General features: G+C 74.2%; 15 protein-coding genes. 10 read left to right on the top strand and 5 right to left on the bottom strand.

Annotation, left to right across the window (positions count from 1 at the left end; all coding sequences use genetic code 11):
• Positions 1-47: 47 nt before the first annotated feature.
• The gene (locus ACFVGO_RS15550) at positions 48-1,133 is read right to left on the bottom strand and encodes an aminotransferase class V-fold PLP-dependent enzyme (RefSeq protein WP_359903453.1); all 1,086 of its coding nucleotides are present in this window, start codon (positions 1,131-1,133) and stop codon (positions 48-50) included.
• A 93-nt stretch (positions 1,134-1,226) separates the two neighbouring features.
• Here ACFVGO_RS15550 and ACFVGO_RS15545 point away from each other — a divergent pair, with 93 nt between their 5' ends.
• The 7 genes from ACFVGO_RS15545 to ACFVGO_RS15515 all read left to right on the top strand — a co-directional run bounded on the left by ACFVGO_RS15545 (position 1,227) and on the right by ACFVGO_RS15515 (position 8,746).
• The gene (locus ACFVGO_RS15545) at positions 1,227-2,318 is read left to right on the top strand and encodes an amidohydrolase family protein (RefSeq protein ID WP_380359447.1); all 1,092 of its coding nucleotides are present in this window, start codon (positions 1,227-1,229) and stop codon (positions 2,316-2,318) included.
• A gap of 115 nt (positions 2,319-2,433) precedes the next feature.
• On the top strand, positions 2,434-3,111 hold the full coding sequence (locus tag ACFVGO_RS15540; RefSeq protein ID WP_359903447.1) for a uracil-DNA glycosylase: 678 nt from the start codon (positions 2,434-2,436) through the stop codon (positions 3,109-3,111).
• A 126-nt stretch (positions 3,112-3,237) separates the two neighbouring features.
• Positions 3,238-4,236, top strand: coding sequence for an SCO1860 family LAETG-anchored protein (locus ACFVGO_RS15535; RefSeq protein ID WP_380632184.1), 999 nt, complete (start codon positions 3,238-3,240; stop codon positions 4,234-4,236).
• 185 nt (positions 4,237-4,421) lie between these two features.
• Positions 4,422-5,444, top strand: coding sequence for a glutamine synthetase (gene glnII, locus ACFVGO_RS15530; RefSeq protein WP_359903441.1), 1,023 nt, complete (start codon positions 4,422-4,424; stop codon positions 5,442-5,444).
• A gap of 294 nt (positions 5,445-5,738) precedes the next feature.
• Positions 5,739-6,836 (top strand): LLM class flavin-dependent oxidoreductase, encoded by a 1,098-nt coding sequence (locus ACFVGO_RS15525; RefSeq protein ID WP_359903438.1) that lies wholly within the window; start codon positions 5,739-5,741, stop codon positions 6,834-6,836.
• A 152-nt stretch (positions 6,837-6,988) separates the two neighbouring features.
• On the top strand, positions 6,989-7,582 hold the full coding sequence (locus ACFVGO_RS15520; RefSeq protein ID WP_359903435.1) for a hypothetical protein: 594 nt from the start codon (positions 6,989-6,991) through the stop codon (positions 7,580-7,582).
• A 96-nt stretch (positions 7,583-7,678) separates the two neighbouring features.
• Positions 7,679-8,746, top strand: a complete 1,068-nt coding sequence (locus ACFVGO_RS15515) for a cobalamin-independent methionine synthase II family protein (RefSeq protein ID WP_380632182.1) — start codon at positions 7,679-7,681, stop codon at positions 8,744-8,746.
• Between the two features lie 158 nt (positions 8,747-8,904).
• Here the strand turns inward: ACFVGO_RS15515 and cobC are convergent, their stop codons facing one another.
• Together cobC and ACFVGO_RS15505 are read right to left on the bottom strand one after the other, a co-directional pair.
• Positions 8,905-9,951, bottom strand: coding sequence for an Rv2231c family pyridoxal phosphate-dependent protein CobC (gene cobC, locus ACFVGO_RS15510; protein WP_380632180.1), 1,047 nt, complete (start codon positions 9,949-9,951; stop codon positions 8,905-8,907).
• A gap of 65 nt (positions 9,952-10,016) precedes the next feature.
• Positions 10,017-10,553 (bottom strand): cobalamin biosynthesis protein, encoded by a 537-nt coding sequence (locus ACFVGO_RS15505; RefSeq protein ID WP_380632178.1) that lies wholly within the window; start codon positions 10,551-10,553, stop codon positions 10,017-10,019.
• A 391-nt stretch (positions 10,554-10,944) separates the two neighbouring features.
• Between ACFVGO_RS15505 and ACFVGO_RS15500 the strand changes: the two genes are divergently transcribed.
• The 3 genes from ACFVGO_RS15500 (at position 10,945) to ACFVGO_RS15490 (ending at position 14,332) form a co-directional block, all read left to right on the top strand.
• Positions 10,945-12,390, top strand: coding sequence for an MFS transporter (locus tag ACFVGO_RS15500; RefSeq protein ID WP_380632176.1), 1,446 nt, complete (start codon positions 10,945-10,947; stop codon positions 12,388-12,390).
• A complete protein-coding gene (locus ACFVGO_RS15495) occupies positions 12,387-13,418 on the top strand; it encodes a TolB family protein (RefSeq protein ID WP_380632174.1) in 1,032 nt (343 codons plus the stop codon). The genes ACFVGO_RS15500 and ACFVGO_RS15495 overlap by 4 nt, the downstream gene beginning before the upstream one ends.
• A gap of 83 nt (positions 13,419-13,501) precedes the next feature.
• Positions 13,502-14,332 carry a hypothetical protein gene (locus tag ACFVGO_RS15490; RefSeq protein ID WP_380632172.1) on the top strand — a complete coding sequence of 277 codons (831 nt, stop codon included), beginning with the start codon at positions 13,502-13,504 and terminating at the stop codon, positions 14,330-14,332.
• 17 nt (positions 14,333-14,349) lie between these two features.
• Here ACFVGO_RS15490 and ACFVGO_RS15485 read toward each other — a convergent pair whose 3' ends face one another.
• Entirely contained in the window at positions 14,350-15,303 is a 954-nt protein-coding gene (locus ACFVGO_RS15485) for a hypothetical protein (protein WP_380632170.1), read from the bottom strand.
• 28 nt (positions 15,304-15,331) lie between these two features.
• Complete coding sequence (locus tag ACFVGO_RS15480) at positions 15,332-16,135, bottom strand: serine hydrolase (RefSeq protein WP_380632168.1); 804 nt, start codon at positions 16,133-16,135, stop codon at positions 15,332-15,334.
• Positions 16,136-16,202 lie beyond the last annotated feature (67 nt).

Raw genomic sequence — 16,202 nt, 5'->3', positions numbered from 1 at the left:
CCCGTAGGACGTCCTGCGGGGGCCGCGGCCGTGGGAGCCCGGGCCGCTCAGGCCCGGACGGTCGCGCTCCAGGCGGCCTCGGCGGCGGCCAGGGCGGGCGCCGGGTCGGCGTCCGTCGCCCCGGCCAGGGCCGACAGGCAGGCGCGGACGGTGTCCAGCGCGGCCGCCCGCCCGTAGTGGTTGACCCGCAGCATCGAGCCGGCCAGGGCGCCGCCGCCCGGCTGGACGGGCAGGGCCGGGTCGAGGCGGGCGGCGAGGGCGGTCGCGTCGACGCCGTCCGGGGTGCGCAGGGTGGTGGCGACCGGGGCCGCGTGGGCGTCCTCGACGACGTACGGGGCCAGGGTGCCGAGCGCGCGGACGCCGGCCCGGGTGGCGGCCGAGGCGGCCCGGTGGCGGGCGATCACGGCCGGCAGGCCGTCGGCGGCGATCCGGTCCAGGCAGGCGCCGAGCGCGAGCATCTCCAGCTGGGCCGGGGCGTGCGGCAGCACCGCGCGGCCGGCGTCGGTCCAGCGCTCCTTCCAGTCGAGCAGCGAGAGGTAGGAGCGGCGCGGGGCGGCCGGGTTGGCGGCGATCCGCTCCCAGGCGCGCGCGGAGACGGAGACGGCGGAGACCCCGGCCGGGCCGCCCATCGCCTTCTGGCCGCCGATGACGCACAGGTCGACGCCCCACTCGTCGGTGAGCAGCGGCTCGGCGGCGACGGAGGCGACCGCGTCGAGCATCAGCAGCGCGCCGTGCTCGCGGACCACGGCACCGATCCCGGCGACCGGGTTGGTGTTGCCGGTCGCGGCCTCGGCGTGCACCAGGGAGACGAAGTCGATCTCCGGGTGGGCGTCGAGGGCCTCGGCCACCTGCTCGGCGCTCACCGCGCTGTCGAAGGGCACGGCCAGGTCGACGACCTTCGCCCCGCAGGAGCGCAGCCAGTTGCCGAAGGTCTGCCCGTACGGGCCGGTGACGATGTTGAGGGCGGTCGAGCCGGGGTGCGCGGCGCCGCGGATCGCGGCCTCCAGGGGGAGGAGCGCCTCGCCCTGGGTGACGATCACATCGGCCTCGGTGTGCAGCAGCGCGGCCACCCGGTCCTCGATCGCCGCGAACTCGGCGGCGCTGAGCGGGGGCAGGTCGAGGAAGGGACTCACGTCTTGATCGCCTTTCGCGGGGGTGGGGTGCGGAAACGAGTCTGCCGCATCATGACTGCTTACACGGAACCCGCCCGTCGGTAGAGTGCGGCCATGAGCGATGGCGCGGTGCTGCACGTGCGGGGTCGGGTGCTGGTCGGTCCGCAGGACGTCCGGGACGAACTCTGGGTGGTGGACGGCCGGGTGAGCTTCACCCGCCCGCCGACCGCCGGGGACGTGCGGACGGTGGACGGCTGGGTGCTGCCCGGCCTGGTGGACGCGCACTGCCACGTCGGCCTGGACGCGCACGGCGCGGTGGACGCCGCGACCAGCGAGAAGCAGGCGCTCACCGACCGGGACGCCGGCACCCTGCTGATCCGCGACGCCGGTTCGGCCGCCGACACCCGGTGGATCGACGAGCGCGAGGACCTGCCCCGGATCATCCGGGCCGGGCGGCACATCGCCCGCACCCGCCGCTACATCCGCAACTACGCGCACGAGATCGAACCCGGCGACCTGGCCGCCTACGTGCGGGCCGAGGCCCGGCGCGGGGACGGCTGGGTGAAGCTGGTCGGCGACTGGATCGACCGCGAGCGCGGCGACCTCGCCGCCTGCTGGCCCGGCGACGCGCTGGCCGAGGCGATCGCGGCGGCGCACGAGGAGGGTGCCCGGGTCACCGCGCACTGCTTCTCCGCCGAGTCGCTGCCGGACCTGCTGGCGGCCGGGATCGACTGCGTCGAGCACGCCACCGGGCTGACCGAGGAGCTGATCCCGGCCTTCGCCGAGCGCGGGGTGGCGATCGTGCCGACGCTGGTCAACATCGCCACCTTCCCGGACCTCGCGGCCGGCGGCGAGGCCAAGTTCCCGGCCTGGTCGGCGCACATGCGGCGGCTGCACGAGCGCCGGTACGACACCGTGGGCGCCGCGCACGACGCCGGCATCCCGGTGTTCGTCGGGACGGACGCGGGCGGCTCGCTGGCGCACGGGCTGGTCGCGGACGAGGTGGCGGAGCTGGTGAAGGCGGGGCTGAGCCCGGCGCAGGCGCTGTCGGCGGCGAGCTGGGGAGCGCGCGAGTGGCTGGGGCGGCCGGGGCTGGAGGAGGGCGCGCCAGCGGACTTCGTGGTGTACGCGCAGGATCCGCGGGCGGACGTCCGGGTGCTCGCGGACCCGCGGCTGGTGGTGCTGCGGGGGCGGCCGGTCGGGTAGGCCCGCGGTGTCCTCGGCCGGGCCGAGGACACCGCCCGTGGACCCCGTCGACCTGCCTCGATCCCATGATCATCCGCTGAAGGCGCTGTCGGCGTAGGCCGATAGGGTGGCGACCATGGCACCGCGTCCACTGAACGAGATCGTCGAGCCCGGCTGGGCCACCGCCCTGGAACCCGTCGCCGGACGGGTCGCCGCGATGGGCGACTTCCTGCGCGCCGAACTGGCCGCAGGCCGAACCTACCTGCCCTCCGGCCCGAACGTGCTGCGGGCCTTCCAACAGCCCTTCGCCGACGTGCGGGTGCTGATCGTCGGGCAGGACCCGTACCCGACGCCCGGCCACGCCGTCGGGCTCAGTTTCTCGGTGGCGCCGGAGGTGCGGCCGATCCCGGCGAGCCTGATCAACATCTACCGGGAGTACGGCACCGACCTGGGCCTGCCGCAGCCGTCCAACGGGGACCTCACCCCGTGGACGCAGCAGGGCGTGCTGCTGCTCAACCGCGTGCTCACCGTGCAGCCGCGCAAGAGCGGCCAGCACCGCGGCAAGGGCTGGGAGGCGGTCACCGAGCAGGCGATCCGGGCGCTGGTGGCACGCGGCGGCCCGTTGGTGGCGATCCTGTGGGGGAGCGACGCCCGCAACCTGCGCCCGCTGCTGGGCAACGTCCCGTCGGTGGAGTCGGTCCACCCCAGCCCGATGTCGGCCGACCGCGGCTTCTTCGGTTCGCGGCCGTTCAGCCGGGCGAACGAGCTGCTGGTGCGGCAGGGGGCGCAGCCGGTGGACTGGCGGCTGCCGTAGCAGAACTGGGTCAGCGCAGAACGCCAATCTCACTCCAACGAGTGAAATGACTTTCTGTGTTACTCATGTGACGGATTGTTCGAGAAGACTGGCGGCTCATCGTTTCATCTGTGTGGGGGTATCGCCATGTCTTCTCGCCGAATCGTTTCCGCCGCCGCGGCCACCGCCGTGGTGGCGAGCACCCTGCTCACCGCCGCGCCCGTCCACGCGGCCGAGCCCGCCCCGTCACCCGGCAAGGCGCGCGCCGTCACCGCCGAACTCGACCTGGACGTCAGCCTGTTGAACAAGGCGGTGGACGTTCCGGTGAACATCGCGCTGAACAAGGTGGAGTCGCCGGCGCAGCGCGACGGATCGATCCTGACGGCCACGGTGGCCGGGGTCGACCAGACCGGCCCGGTCGAGCTCGTCAAGGCCGACATCGGCAAGTCGGTGACCAGGGTCGACGCCAAGGGCGCCACCGCCTCCGTCAAGCTGGTCAACGCCGACGTGCACGCCCCCGGGCTGCCCACCACCGCGCTGCTCGGCCTGGAGGCGATGAGCGCCGAGGCGACCTGTCCGGTCGACGGGCAGCCGACCGCCGACGTGGTCGCGCCGGTCAAGCTCAGCGTGCTCGGCAAGCCGGTCACCGTCGGCGTGTACGGCCCGACCAAGGTGGACGTGCCGCTGGTCGGCAGCGTCTCGGTGGAGTTCTCCAAGAAGACCGTCACCACGACCACCGCCGCCGCCTCCGCCCTGGAGGTGCAGGTGGAGGTGAACCCGCTCAACCTGAACGTCGCCAAGGTCACCGGGAAGGTCACCGTCGCCTCGGTGAGCTGTGAGAAGCCCTCCGCGCCCTCGACCGCCCCGACCGCCCCGACCGCCCCGACCACCCCGACCGGCCCGGCCACCACGGGTACCGCGGGCACCGCGCCCGCCGCTCAGCCGGTCGCCGACACCACCACCTCGCGGGCCGCCGGTCCGCAGGCCGCGGTGGAGAAGTCGGAGAAGGCGGAGAAGCTGGCCGCCACCGGCGGCAGCAGTGCCACCGGCCCGCTCGCCGCGGGGGCCGCCGCCCTGGTCGCGGGCGGGGCGGCCGCGCTGTGGGCCACCCGGCGCCGTCGCGCCGCGCACGCCCGTCGTCACTGACCATGCCCGTGCCGTCACCGACGGCACCCGGAACGGCGGGAGTGCCACCCCCGGCACTCCCGCACCGTGACCGTGCCAATGCGGACGGTTGGTTCACATGCGCGTTACACGAGAGGAACAACCGGGAAACGGCGGCTTGCAACGCTACGCGGGCACCCACCACCCAGCAATGCGAGGGACACGACGTGGCAATCAAGGCCGAGTACATCTGGATCGACGGCACCAAGCCGACCGCGAAGCTCCGTTCCAAGACTCGCGTCCTGCCCAACGCCGACAAGATCCCCACCTGGGGCTTCGACGGTTCCTCGACCAGCCAGGCCGAGGGCCACGCCTCGGACCGCGTGCTGGACCCGGTGCGGGTGGTGCCGGACCCGATCCGCGGCGGCGACAACATCCTGGTCCTCTGCGAGGTCCTGGAGACGGACGGCACCCCGCACGTCTCCAACACCCGCGCCCTGCTGCGCGAGGTCGCCGAGAAGTACGCCGCGCAGGAGTCGATCTTCGGCATCGAGCAGGAGTACACCTTCTTCAAGGGCTCCCGCCCGCTCGGCTTCCCGGAGGGCGGCTTCCCGGCCCCGCAGGGCGGCTACTACTGCGGCGTCGGCGCCGAGGAGGTCTTCGGCCGCGAGATCGTCGAGCTGCACCTGGACCGCTGCATCGACGCCGGCCTGGCCATCTGCGGCATCAACGCCGAGGTCATGCCCGGCCAGTGGGAGTTCCAGATCGGCCCGGTCGACGCGCTGACCGTCTCCGACGACATGTGGATCGCCCGCTACCTGCTGTACCGCACCGCCGAGGAGTTCGGCATCGACGCCACCCTGGACGCCAAGCCGGCCCGGGGCGACTGGAACGGTGCGGGCGCCCACACCAACTTCTCCACCAAGGCGATGCGCGAGGGCTACGACGCCATCATCACCGCCTGCGAGTCGCTCGGCGCCTCCCAGGAGAAGGTGCTGGAGCACGTCAGCCAGTACGGCGACGACATCCAGTCCCGCCTCACCGGCAAGCACGAGACCGCCCCGTGGAACGTCTACAGCTACGGCGTCTCCGACCGCGGCGCCTCCGTGCGCATCCCGTGGCAGGTCGAGGTGGACAAGAAGGGCTACATCGAGGACCGCCGCCCGAACGCCAACGTCGACCCCTACGTCGTCACCCGCCTCCTGATCAACACCTGCTGCGCGGCCCTGGAGAAGGCCGGCCAGGTCTGATCCACCGCCGTACCCGGCCACCCGTACCACGTCACGCCCGCAGGCCCCCTCCCGGTGCAGGAGGGGGCCCGCGGGCGTTGCGGCGTCGGGGTGTCCGGGGGCGGGGCCGGGAGTCCGGGGGCTTGATCGGGGTGGGGGAGACGCGGAGAATCGGGGCATGACTGCTCCGGGCCGCCCCCTTCTCGTGCGCAGGCTGCACGTGGACCTGGGGCGGGTGTGGGCGGACGGGTGTCGCCGCGAGTGGGTTCCGACAACCGACCGCAGGCAGCACCGGCCCCAGGAGTGTGTCCGTCCATGGCTCTCACCTTCCACTGGTTCCTCCCCACCAACGGCGACAGCCGGCTGATCGTCGGCGGCGGGCACGGCTCCACGCCCGGCGCCGCCGGGTCGGACCGGCCACCGGGCATCGGCTACCTCGGCCAGATCGCCCGCAGCGCCGAGCAGTTGGGCTTCGAGGGCGTGCTCACGCCGACCGGGGCCTGGTGCGAGGACGCCTGGCTGACCACCGCGATGCTGAGCCAGGTGACCGAGCGGCTGAAGTACCTGGTGGCGTTCCGGCCCGGGCAGATCAGCCCGACGCTGGCCGCGCAGATGGCCGCGACCTACCAACGGCACTCCGGCGGGCGGCTGTTGCTCAACGTGGTGACCGGCGGGGAGTCCGCCGAGCAGCGCGCCTTCGGGGACTTCCTGGACAAGGACGCCCGGTACGCGCGGACCGGGGAGTTCCTGGACATCACCCGACGGCTCTGGGCGGGGGAGGCGGTCGACCACCACGGGCCGCACCTGCGGGTCGAGGGCGCGCGGCTGAACCGGCTGCCGGACCCGGTGCCGGCGGTGTACTTCGGCGGCTCCTCCCCGGCCGCCGGCGACGTCGCGGCCCGGTACGCGGACGTCTACCTGACCTGGGGCGAGCCGCCCGCCCAGGTCCGGGAGAAGATCCGCTGGATCCGCGAACTGGCCGCCGCCCGGGGCCGGACCGTCCGGTTCGGCATCCGCCTGCACGTGATCACCCGGGACACCGCCGCGCAGGCCTGGGCGGAGACCGAACGGCTGCTCGCCGCGATGGACCCGGCCCGGGTGCGGCAGACCCAACGGGCGCTCGCCGAGAGCGAGTCGGAGGGCCAGCGCCGGATGCTCGCGCTGCACGGCGGCTCCGCACAGCGGCTGGAGGTGTACCCCGGCCTCTGGGCCGGCATCGGCCTGCTGCGCGGCGGCGCCGGGACGGCACTGGTGGGCAGCCACCGGGAGGTCGCGGACCTGATCTGCGAGTACCACGCGCTGGGCATCGACGAGTTCGTGCTGAGCGGAATGCCGCACCTGGAGGAGGCGTACTGGTTCGGGGAGGGCGTGCTCCCGCTGCTCGCCGCCCGCAACCTGTGGGACCGCCCGTGACGCCGGGGGCCGGCGCGGGCCGGGCGGTGCGGCCGGGACGCCCCGGGGCTCCGCCCGGCCGATCGCGGCCGGGACACCCAGGGGCTCCGCCCGACCGATCGCGGCCGGCAAATCGCTGGTCAAGCGCCCTCGCCGGACCGAGAATTCATGGCATGACCCAGCAGCCCCTGCTCCTGCTCGACGTGGACGGACCGCTCAATCCCTACGCCGCGCCGAAGCGGAGGCCCGAGGGCTACGCCACCCACCGGCTGCGCCCCTCCTGGTGGGTGGCGAAGCAGGAGCACCTGGCGGCGGTCCAGGCCCGGCAGGCGACCCGCGCCAAGCACGCCAAGCCGCCCGCCGTCCGGGTCAAGCCGCTGCGGGTCTGGCTCAACCCCTCCCACGGCGAGGCGCTGCTGGCGTTGCCGTACGAACTGGTGTGGGCCACCGGCTGGATGGGCGAGGCGAACACCCACATAGGCCCGCACATCGGCCTGCCCGAACTGCCGTACATCCGCTGGTCCGACCTGTTCGGGGTGAACGCGGACGGGCTGCACTGGAAGACCAGGGACGTGGTCGCCTGGGCCGCCGGGCGCCCGTTCGTCTGGGTGGACGACGAACTCGGCCCGCAGGACGAGGAGTGGATCGCCGCCCACCATCCCGGGCGGGCGCTGGCCCTGCACGTCAACCCCCGGATCGGCCTGCTGGCCGAGGACTTCGCCACGCTACGGGATTGGGCGGAGGGGTGTGCCGTTCCGGGGGCGTGAACGCAGAAGGGTGGGGCGCGCGGAGTGTGAACGCTCGGGCGGAATGCGCCGTGCGCCCCGTTGTGCTCGGGGCGCCGCCCTTTCTACCGTCCCGTCATGACCATTCTCACGGAGCCCATCGGCAGCATCCCCCGGCCGAGCACCCTGCTCAATGCCCTGACCGAACACGCCGAAGGGCGGCTGTCCGACGCCGACCTGAAGAAGCTCCAGGACGAGGCCACCGCCGACACCCTGGCCAGGCTGGCGGAGCTCGGCTGCCCAGTCCTGGTGGACGGCGAGCAGGCCAAGCCGAGCTTCGTCACGTACCCCCTCGCCGGGCTGACCTCCCTCGCCGGGGACGGCGCCGTCATCCCCTTCGCCGACGGGCACACCCGGCAGCTCCCGCGGCTGACCGCCGGACCCTTCCGGTACCGCGTCCGTGCCGAGACCTATCTGCGCGAAGCCCTGCGCCACACCTCGCAGCCCGTCAAGCAGGCCGTCATCGCACCCTCCGCGCTCAGCCTGCTCTACCCGGCCGACGGCATCGACGGGTACTCGCGCGAGAACTTCCTGAAGGACCTGGCCGACGAGGCCGAGGCCGACATCCGCGGCTGCCTGGACGCGGGCGCCCACGTCGTCCAACTCGACTTCACCGAGGCCCGGTTGTCGCTCAAGCTGGACCCGTCGGGCAGCCTGCTGGACGACTTCGTGGCCCTCAACAACCAGGTGCTCGACCGGTTCACCGAGGAGGAGCGGGCCCGCCTCGGCGTGCACACCTGCCCGGGCGGGGACCAGGACTCCACCCACAGCCTGGACGTCGACTACGCCGAGCTGCTGCCGAAGCTCTTCCGGCTCAAGGTCGGCAACTTCTACGTGCAGCTGGCGAGCGAGGCCGACCCCGACCGCGTGCTCGCCGTCATCGCGGATCAACTCCGCCCCGGAATCCGGGTGTTCGTCGGGGTGACCGACCCGATCGACCCCAGGGTGGAGAGCCCGGAGGAGGTGCGCGACCGGGTGCTGGCCGCGGCCCGGCACATTCCGGTCGACCAGCTCGGCACGACCGACGACTGCGGATTCTCGCCGTTCGCCGACGACGCCTCCACCTCGCGGGACACCGCCTTCGCCAAGATCGCGGCCCGGGTGAAGGGCACCGCCATGGCGGCGGAGGCGCTCGGGCTCCAGTAGCGCTCGTCGCGTCGGTGCGGGCTGAGCTGTCTGCCCGTCGGGCCGGCCGGCCGGCCGCCTGGCCGTCCGTTCGTCAGTTCGGCTGCCCGTCCGCCCGTCCGGCCTGATGGGCGGACGGGCAGGCGGCGGGCGGCCGGAGGGCGCCGGTGTCGCGCCGGTCAGGCCGAACCGAGCACTGCCTCAAGGGCGTTGAGGAATCGGTCGGTGGTCTCCTCGTCCCGGACGGCGATCCGCAGCCACTCCTCGCCCAGCCCCGGGAAGGTGTCCCCGCGCCGGACGGCGAAGCCGTGCTCGCGCAACCGCTGCCGGACGGTCGCCGCATCCGGCAACCGGACCAGGACGAAGGAAGCGGCCGGCTCGCCGTACAGCCGCACCGACGGGAAGGCGGCCAGGCCCTTCACCAAGTGCTCGCGCCGGAGCGCCAGTTCGGCCGCGGCCAGCTCGGCCTCGGCGAGCGCCGCCGGGCCACTGCACACCTCGGCGGCGGCCAGTGCCGGGGTGGAGACCGGCCAGAGCGGCTGGGCGGCGCCGAGGTCGGCGATCAGCGGGGCGGGCCCGAGCACATAGCCGATCCGCAGTCCGGCCAGCCCCCAGGTCTTGGTGAGGCTGCGCAGCACGACGACCCGGCCGGGCAGATCCCGGACGGAGGCGAGGGACTCCCGCTCGCCCGGCACGGTGTCCATGAACGCCTCGTCCACCACCAGGGTGCGCCCGGGTCGGGCCAGCGCGGCGACGGCCTCGGCGGGGTGCAGCACGGAGGTCGGGTTGGTCGGATTGCCGAGGACGACCAGGTCCGCCTCCTCGGGGACGGCGCCCAGCCGGAACCCGTCCTCGGGGGAGAGCAGCACCCGGTGCACCCGGTGCCCGGCGTCCCGCAGGGCCGCCTCCGGTTCGGTGAACTGCGGGTGCACCACGGCGATGTGACGTGAAGTCAGAACCCTTGCCAGTAGGACGAAGGCCTCCGCTGCCCCCGAGGTGAGCAGCACCTCCTCGACCGGGCGGGCGTGCCGGGCGGCCACCGCGGCGCGAGCGGCGCTCTGGTCGGGGTAGGCGGCGAGGTCGCCGAGGGTGGCCGCGAGGTGCTCGCGCAGCCACGCCGGGGGAGTGCCGGTGCGGACGTTGACGGCGAGGTCGACCAGGCCGAGCCCGTCGGCGCGCACCTCGGCGTCGCCGTGGTGGCGCAGGTCGGGTTCGGGGGCGGTCACGCGGGGTCTCCTTGCGGGTGCTTCGGGTGCTTCGGGTGCTTCGGGTTTCGGGCGGCTTGGGTGGCTCAGGTGGTTCGGCCGGTGCCGGTCGGGGCTGGTGGTGCCGGCTGTGCGGCCGGTGCCGGGGTCGGGGTCGGTGCCGGGGTCGGGGGCGGTGGCGGCGGGTCCGCGTCCACGTCGAGCGGCGCGAGGTGTCCGCGCGCCGCCGTCCGGGCGATCGCGACCGTGGCCCGCGCCGACTTCCGCTTGGTGACCACGAGCCGGCCGCCCGGCGCGCTCGCCAGTGCCGCCGCCTCGGCCACGCTCGCGGTGCCGACAGCCGTACCGACGGTGGCGGAGGGGTTCGGCACCGGCACGCCCGCCAGTACCTCGGGCGGGTGCTCGTCCACGGGCACCCCGGCGAGGTGGTCGGCCGCCCAGCGCACCGCCGGGTGGTCCGCCCTGCCCGTCACGGTGGCCAGCCGGGCCACGGCGGATGGCGTCAGGCCGGTCTCCCGGAGGGTGTCCGTGAGCAGTCGCAGGACCTCGGTCCGTTCGGCGCCGCTGCTCGCGCCGATCCCCACCACCAGAGTGCGGGGGGCGCCGGCGACCGGTTCGCTCACGTGCCGCACCTTTCGTCCCGAACTCCGGTGATCCCACCACGCCCGGCCGGAACGGGTCAATCGCGGTGGGTGTGACGTCCGACGCCGGTCCTCCGTCGGTGCCGGGTCCGCCGTCCGTGCCGGGTCCGCCGTCCGCGCCGTCCGCCCCGGGTCCGCCGCGGCGCGGCAGCTGTTCGCCTGTTCTTCATCTGCGTTGTGCGGTACACGACACCACGGCGCTCCTACTGTTCTCGGCGCTCCCGCCCAGGAATCCCCGACCTCCGGAGGACCCCATGGCCTTCGCACGACTGCGCGCCCCCGGAACCCTCGCCCCCGGCAGCCGTCCCCGGCCCCGTCCCCGGCCGCGCTCCGCGGGCGCCGTCGGCCGCACCGGAATCCGGAACTGACGGCCGTGTACGTCGCGGACTCGCGCAGCTCGAAGGCCCCCGCCGGGCCGACCCCCGACGGCCCGTCCCCCGCCGCGCCGACCACCGCCGGGCCGGCCGCGGGCCCGGTGCGGCGGGCCGCCGTGCCCGGGGCGGTGGTCGCCCTCGGTGCGGTCAGCCTGGTCACCGACATCTCCTCGGAGATGGTCACCGCCGTCCTCCCGCTCTACCTGCTCACCGGTCTCGGCCTCTCCCCGCTCGGCTTCGGTCTGCTCGACGGCATCCAGAACGGCTTCAGCGCACTGGTCCGGCTGGTCGGCGGCCACCTCTCCGACCGCCGCGGCCGCGACGGCGCGGCCCGCCACAAGACCGTCGCGGCCGTCGGGTACGGGCTGTCCGCGCTGTGCCGGCCGCTGCTGCTGTTCGTCCACACCGTGCCGCTGATCGGTGCCGTGATCGCCGTCGACCGCACCGGCAAGGGCCTGCGCACCGCCCCCCGGGACGCGATGATCTCGCTCGCCACCGAACCCGCCCACCGCGGCCGGGCGTTCGGGGTGCACCGGGCGATGGACACGGCCGGCGCCCTGCTCGGGCCGCTCACCGCGTTCCTGGTGCTGCGGCTGGCCGGCGGCCCGCTGCTGGCCGACGGCGGCGAGCGGCACGGCTACGACGCGGTGTTCGCGGTCAGCGCGTGCGTCGCGGCGCTCGGGGTGCTGATCCTGCTGCTGTTCGTGCCGAACCGGCAGCAGGGTGACGATTTGTCGACTTCCGCCCCCTCGCTGCGCGACAGCCTCACCCTGCTGCGGCTGCCGGGGCTGCGCCGGCTGACGCTCTGCGCCGTCCTGCTCGGCCTCACCACCGTCAGCGACTCCTTCCTCTACCTGCTCGTCCAGCGCCGGCTGGACCTGCCCGTCGGCCTCTTCCCGCTGCTGCCGCTGGGCACCGCCGCCGCCTTCCTGCTGCTCGCCGTCCCGCTCGGCGCGCTCGCCGACCGGATCGGCCGCCACCGGCTCTTCCTCGCCGGGCACGGGGTGCTGCTGCTCGCGTACGGGCTGCTGCTGTCACCGCTGCGCGGGCTGCCGGCGGTGCTCTGCGTGCTGGTGCTGCACGGGACCTTCTACGCGGCCACCGACGGCGTGCTCGCCGCCGCGGCCGCCGACGCCGTACCCGCCGAGCAGCGCGGCGCCGGGCTCGCCCTGGTCGGCACCGGACAGGCGCTGGCCCGGTTCGCCTGCTCGCTGCTGTTCGGCGCGCTGTGGGGGGTGGTCGGCGGCCCGGCGGCGCTGGGCTGGTCGGCGGGGGCGCTGGGGCTGTGCGTGCTCGGCGCGGCGGCGGTGCTGCGCCCGGCCGGACCCGCCGCGGGTCCGGCCGGGCCCGTCACGGGGCGGCCCGGGCCCGCCGCCGGTCAGCCCGTCCCCGTTGCGGAGCAGCCCGGACCCGTCGCCGCGAAGACCCCGGAGGAGACCCGATGAACCTGCGGAACCGCACCAGGATGATCATCCTGCTGGTCGCCGTCGTGCTGCTCGGCGCGGTCGGCACCGGGGCCGTGCTCAACGCCGCCGACCGCACCGCCCGCCGGGACCAGGCCCAGCCCGGCGGGCCGTCCGTCACGCCCGGCCCGGTGTCACTACAGGTGCAGTCCGGCGGACGACAGCTGTTGTTCCGCAACATGGCCTGGGGCCCGCACCGGGACGAGATCACCTCCGTCGCCGCTGATCGGCCCGACGGCCCGCGCACCGCCTCCGGCGTCCAGTGCCTGCGCTTCCACGCCGCCGCCGGCACCGGCATCTGCCTCCAGGCCCAGCACGGCGCGCTGGAGGACACCTACCGCGCCGTCGTCCTGGACGACCACCTGCGCGAGCTCCGCTCGTTCCCGGCGGCCGGCATCCCCACCCGCTCCCGGGTCTCCCCGTCCGGGCACCTCGCCGCCTGGACGGTCTTCGTCAGCGGCGACTCGTACGCGGGCAGCGACTTCTCCACCCGCACCTCGATCGTGGACGTCCGGGACTGGAACCTGCGGGAGAACCTGGAGGACTTCTCGGTCGTCCTGGACGGCCACCCGTACCAGGCGCACGACATCAACATCTGGGGCGTCACCTTCGCCGACGACACCACCTTCTACGCCACCCTCGCCAGCGCCGGGCGGACCCACCTCGTCCGCGGCGACCTCGCCGCCCGAACCCTCACCACCCTGCACGACAACGTCGAGTGCCCCTCGCTCTCCCCGGACGGCACCCGCGTCGCGTACAAGAAGCGCGTTCCCGGCCTGCCCGCCGACGCCCCGTGGCGGCTGTACGTGCTCGACCTCGCCACCATGACCGAGACCGCCACCGCCGAGCAGCGCAACATCGACGACCAGGCGCTCTGGTCCGGCGGGGGCACCCTGGTCTACGCCCTGCCCGGCGACTACGGCGCCGACCTGTGGACCGTCCCGGCGGACGGTTCGGGCAGCGCGCAGCCGGTCACCAGGGCTGCGGTCGCCCCCGCCTACCTGGGCTGAGGAACTCTCGGCTACGGTCCCACGTCGAGCAGAGTGCGACGTCCTGATCAGGCGTCCTGAACGAACGGGGGAGCGAGACAACCGTGGACGGCATTCCACCCGAGCGCACGGTGACCGACTCCTGGCCCGCGCTGCACGGCCGCCCGGTCCTGCGGCGCACCGTCGCCGTCGGGCTGGTGCTCTGCGTGTCCGTCGCCGCCGCCCTCGTGGTGCGCGGCGTCAACGCGCTCACCGCCGGCGGCACCGGCCGCGAGACCGACCGCGACCGCGCCGAACGCCTGGCCGGCCTGCACCCGTCCCAGCATCCCGGCGTCGGCCGCTTCTACGTCCCGGTCGGCGCCGTCTACACCCACACCTCCGGCGGCGCCCCGGTCGCCTACCTGCACTACCGCCTCGGCGGCGGCAGGGCCCCCGGCCTCGGTGACTTCCTCAGCGCCTACGACCTCCCCTCGCCCGGGCCGGCCGCCCCGCTCCCGGCGGACCTGCTCGCCGCCCTCGGCGGCGACGAGCCGGCCGAGGCCCCGGAGCTCCCCGAGTCCGCGCCGACGCCCGCGCCCGGCCCGTCCGCCACCGCCGACCCCGCCGCCGCGCCCGCCGAGAGCCCGTCCCCGGACGCCGAGCCCACCGACCCGGCCGGGCCCTCCGACCCGACCGCCGCCGCCCCGGACCCCGGCGACCCCGATGCCGACCCCGAGGACCCCACCGTCGAACCGGCCCCCGCGGCCGCCCCGGACGAGCCCACCCCCGACGACCCCGCCCCCGCCCCGCTCCCCACCCCGACCTGGACCCCCACCCCCACCCCGACCCCCACCGACCTCCCCACCCACGCCCCCACCGCCCGCCGCATCTACGTCGCCACCATCCCCGGCGGCCTGCCCGGCGCCGCCGACATCTACATCCGCGCCACCGGCTGACCCGCCGCCCGGGCGGGTCAGGCCACGTTCCGGTCGATGGTGAAGGCCATGACGCTGCCGGGCTGGAGGGGGAACGGCAGTTGGATCAGCCCGGCCGTGCTGTTGAACGGTTCGGGGAAGGTGGCCCGGACGCTCGCACCGTGGGCGGCCCCGAGCGCGCTGATCTCCGACGCGTTAACGCTCAGGCGGGTCGGCCGGAGTGCCGGGTCGACGGTGAGCCTGTACTCGGCATCGGTGACATGGCGGAACACCTGGGCCTGGACGCGGATCCGTCGGTCGTTGCCCACGAACTTGCGCGCCGTGACGCTCAGCTCCACCAGATGGCCCGCGGTGGTCTGTGCCTCGCGCGGTACCACGAAGTGTTCGACCCTGGCGCGCCCGCCGACGATGTCCTCGTGCCTCGCGGACGTGCGTTCCAGATCCCGGTTGTCGACCCTGACCGCGCCGACTCTGAAGACCCCCGGGTCGTCCGGGTCCAGGTTGTCGTCGATCATCCACCGGAGCAGGCACTCGGGCCCGGTGAAGCCGTCCAGGCCGGCGTCGTCGTTGGAGGCGAGGCAGGCGATCGTCACCGTTCCGGGCAAGGCCTGGACGCGGTAGGAGATCCGGAAGCTCTGGTAGAGGTAGTCGGGATGGGCGTCACCGTCCGGTGCGGGGGAGAGCAGGCAGTCGTAGCGGTAGGCGGACAGCGCTCCGGCGAACAACGGGTCGCGCACCGGGCCGAGCACGTCCTGCATGCCGCGAAGCACGGCGCTGTCCACCTGCTCCGTGGTCTCCCGTACGGTGAGGGAGCCGATCGCCAGCGTGACGGCCGCCGCCGACACGAAGGCGCCGCCGATGAGGCTGAGGACGGTGGCGAGGACCTGCTGGTGGGTCATCAGTGCCGCGGTCACCACGCACGCCAACCCCACCGTCAGCGCGAGGGTGTTGACCAGTGCGAGGATCTTGCGCAGTTGTCGTTCGCGAGACACGGTCACACGCCACCCCCGGTGGGCCGCGTCAGAGCGCCGACCCCTCTGCGATGATCCGGACGATCCGTTCGGAGACCTCCCCGATCTCCTGTGCCGTACGAACGTTATCGGCCTGTCCCTCGGTCAGAAAGACCATGGCGATGCGGTTCGCGGGATGCAGCACGATGCCCGCGTCGTTCACGATGCCGCGAAGGCTTCCGGTCTTGTGTCGCACCGGGACCTCGTCGTCCAGACGGGACGGAATCCGGTCGTTGCGCAGGTAGTTGACCAGGTAGCGCCGGACCGGTTCGAGGTGTGGCGTCCGGTCGATGTACTCGACCAACCGCAGCATGTCCTCGGCGGTGGTGGTGTTGGCCCGGCCGAGCGGACCGAGTTCCTGCTCGGAGAACCCGGCAGGGAAGGCCGTGCTGTGCAGTCCGACGGCCTTGATCGTGGCGTCGATCCGCTCCTGGCCCAGGACGGCGCGTACGTGTTCGGCGGCCGGATTGTCGCTGGTCACCAGTGCGAAGCCGCACAACTCCCGTACGGTGACGGTCGAGTCGGGGTCGAGGGCCTGGAGCACGCTCGGGTACATCGTGCCCGGGAGGGCCCCGATCCGGACGCGCTCATCGAGGTCGAGCTCGCCGCGTTCGGCGGAGTCGAAGAGGGCGACCCCGAGGATCATCTTGGCCAGGCTCGCCGCGGGAAGTGCCAGGTCTGCCCGGTGGGCGACGGTGAGCCGGGGGCTGTCGAGCGTTTTGACCAGGACGCTGCGCACGCCCGCGCCGCCGGCCCTTGCGAACCCTTCGACCTGTGCGGTGATCGCGGAGCGCAGTTCGTCGGAATCGACCATCGGGCAACCCTCTTTCTCCCGCCCTGGTTGAGCCGGGCCAACGGCCCCCTACCCGCGTGGGAGCGCC

The sequence above is a fragment of the Kitasatospora sp. NPDC057738 genome, from assembly GCF_042798815.1.
GTDB classification, from domain to species: domain Bacteria; phylum Actinomycetota; class Actinomycetes; order Streptomycetales; family Streptomycetaceae; genus Kitasatospora; species Kitasatospora lactacystinica.
Note: the sequence above shows the minus strand (reverse complement) of the source record. Positions and strands in the feature narration are given on the sequence as shown.

Excerpts from the sequence above, each read along its gene's own strand:
- ACFVGO_RS15540 (WP_359903447.1), top strand. The coding sequence starts at position 2,434 with ATGGCACCGCGTCCACTGAACGAGATCGTCGAGCCCGGCTGGGCCACC.
- ACFVGO_RS15495 (WP_380632174.1), top strand. The coding sequence starts at position 12,387 with ATGAACCTGCGGAACCGCACCAGGATGATCATCCTGCTGGTCGCCGTC.
- ACFVGO_RS15535 (WP_380632184.1), top strand. The coding sequence starts at position 3,238 with ATGTCTTCTCGCCGAATCGTTTCCGCCGCCGCGGCCACCGCCGTGGTG.
- ACFVGO_RS15545 (WP_380359447.1), top strand. The coding sequence starts at position 1,227 with ATGAGCGATGGCGCGGTGCTGCACGTGCGGGGTCGGGTGCTGGTCGGT.
- ACFVGO_RS15480 (WP_380632168.1), bottom strand. The coding sequence starts at position 16,135 with ATGGTCGATTCCGACGAACTGCGCTCCGCGATCACCGCACAGGTCGAA.
- ACFVGO_RS15525 (WP_359903438.1), top strand. The coding sequence starts at position 5,739 with ATGGCTCTCACCTTCCACTGGTTCCTCCCCACCAACGGCGACAGCCGG.
- ACFVGO_RS15520 (WP_359903435.1), top strand. The coding sequence starts at position 6,989 with ATGACCCAGCAGCCCCTGCTCCTGCTCGACGTGGACGGACCGCTCAAT.
- ACFVGO_RS15515 (WP_380632182.1), top strand. The coding sequence starts at position 7,679 with ATGACCATTCTCACGGAGCCCATCGGCAGCATCCCCCGGCCGAGCACC.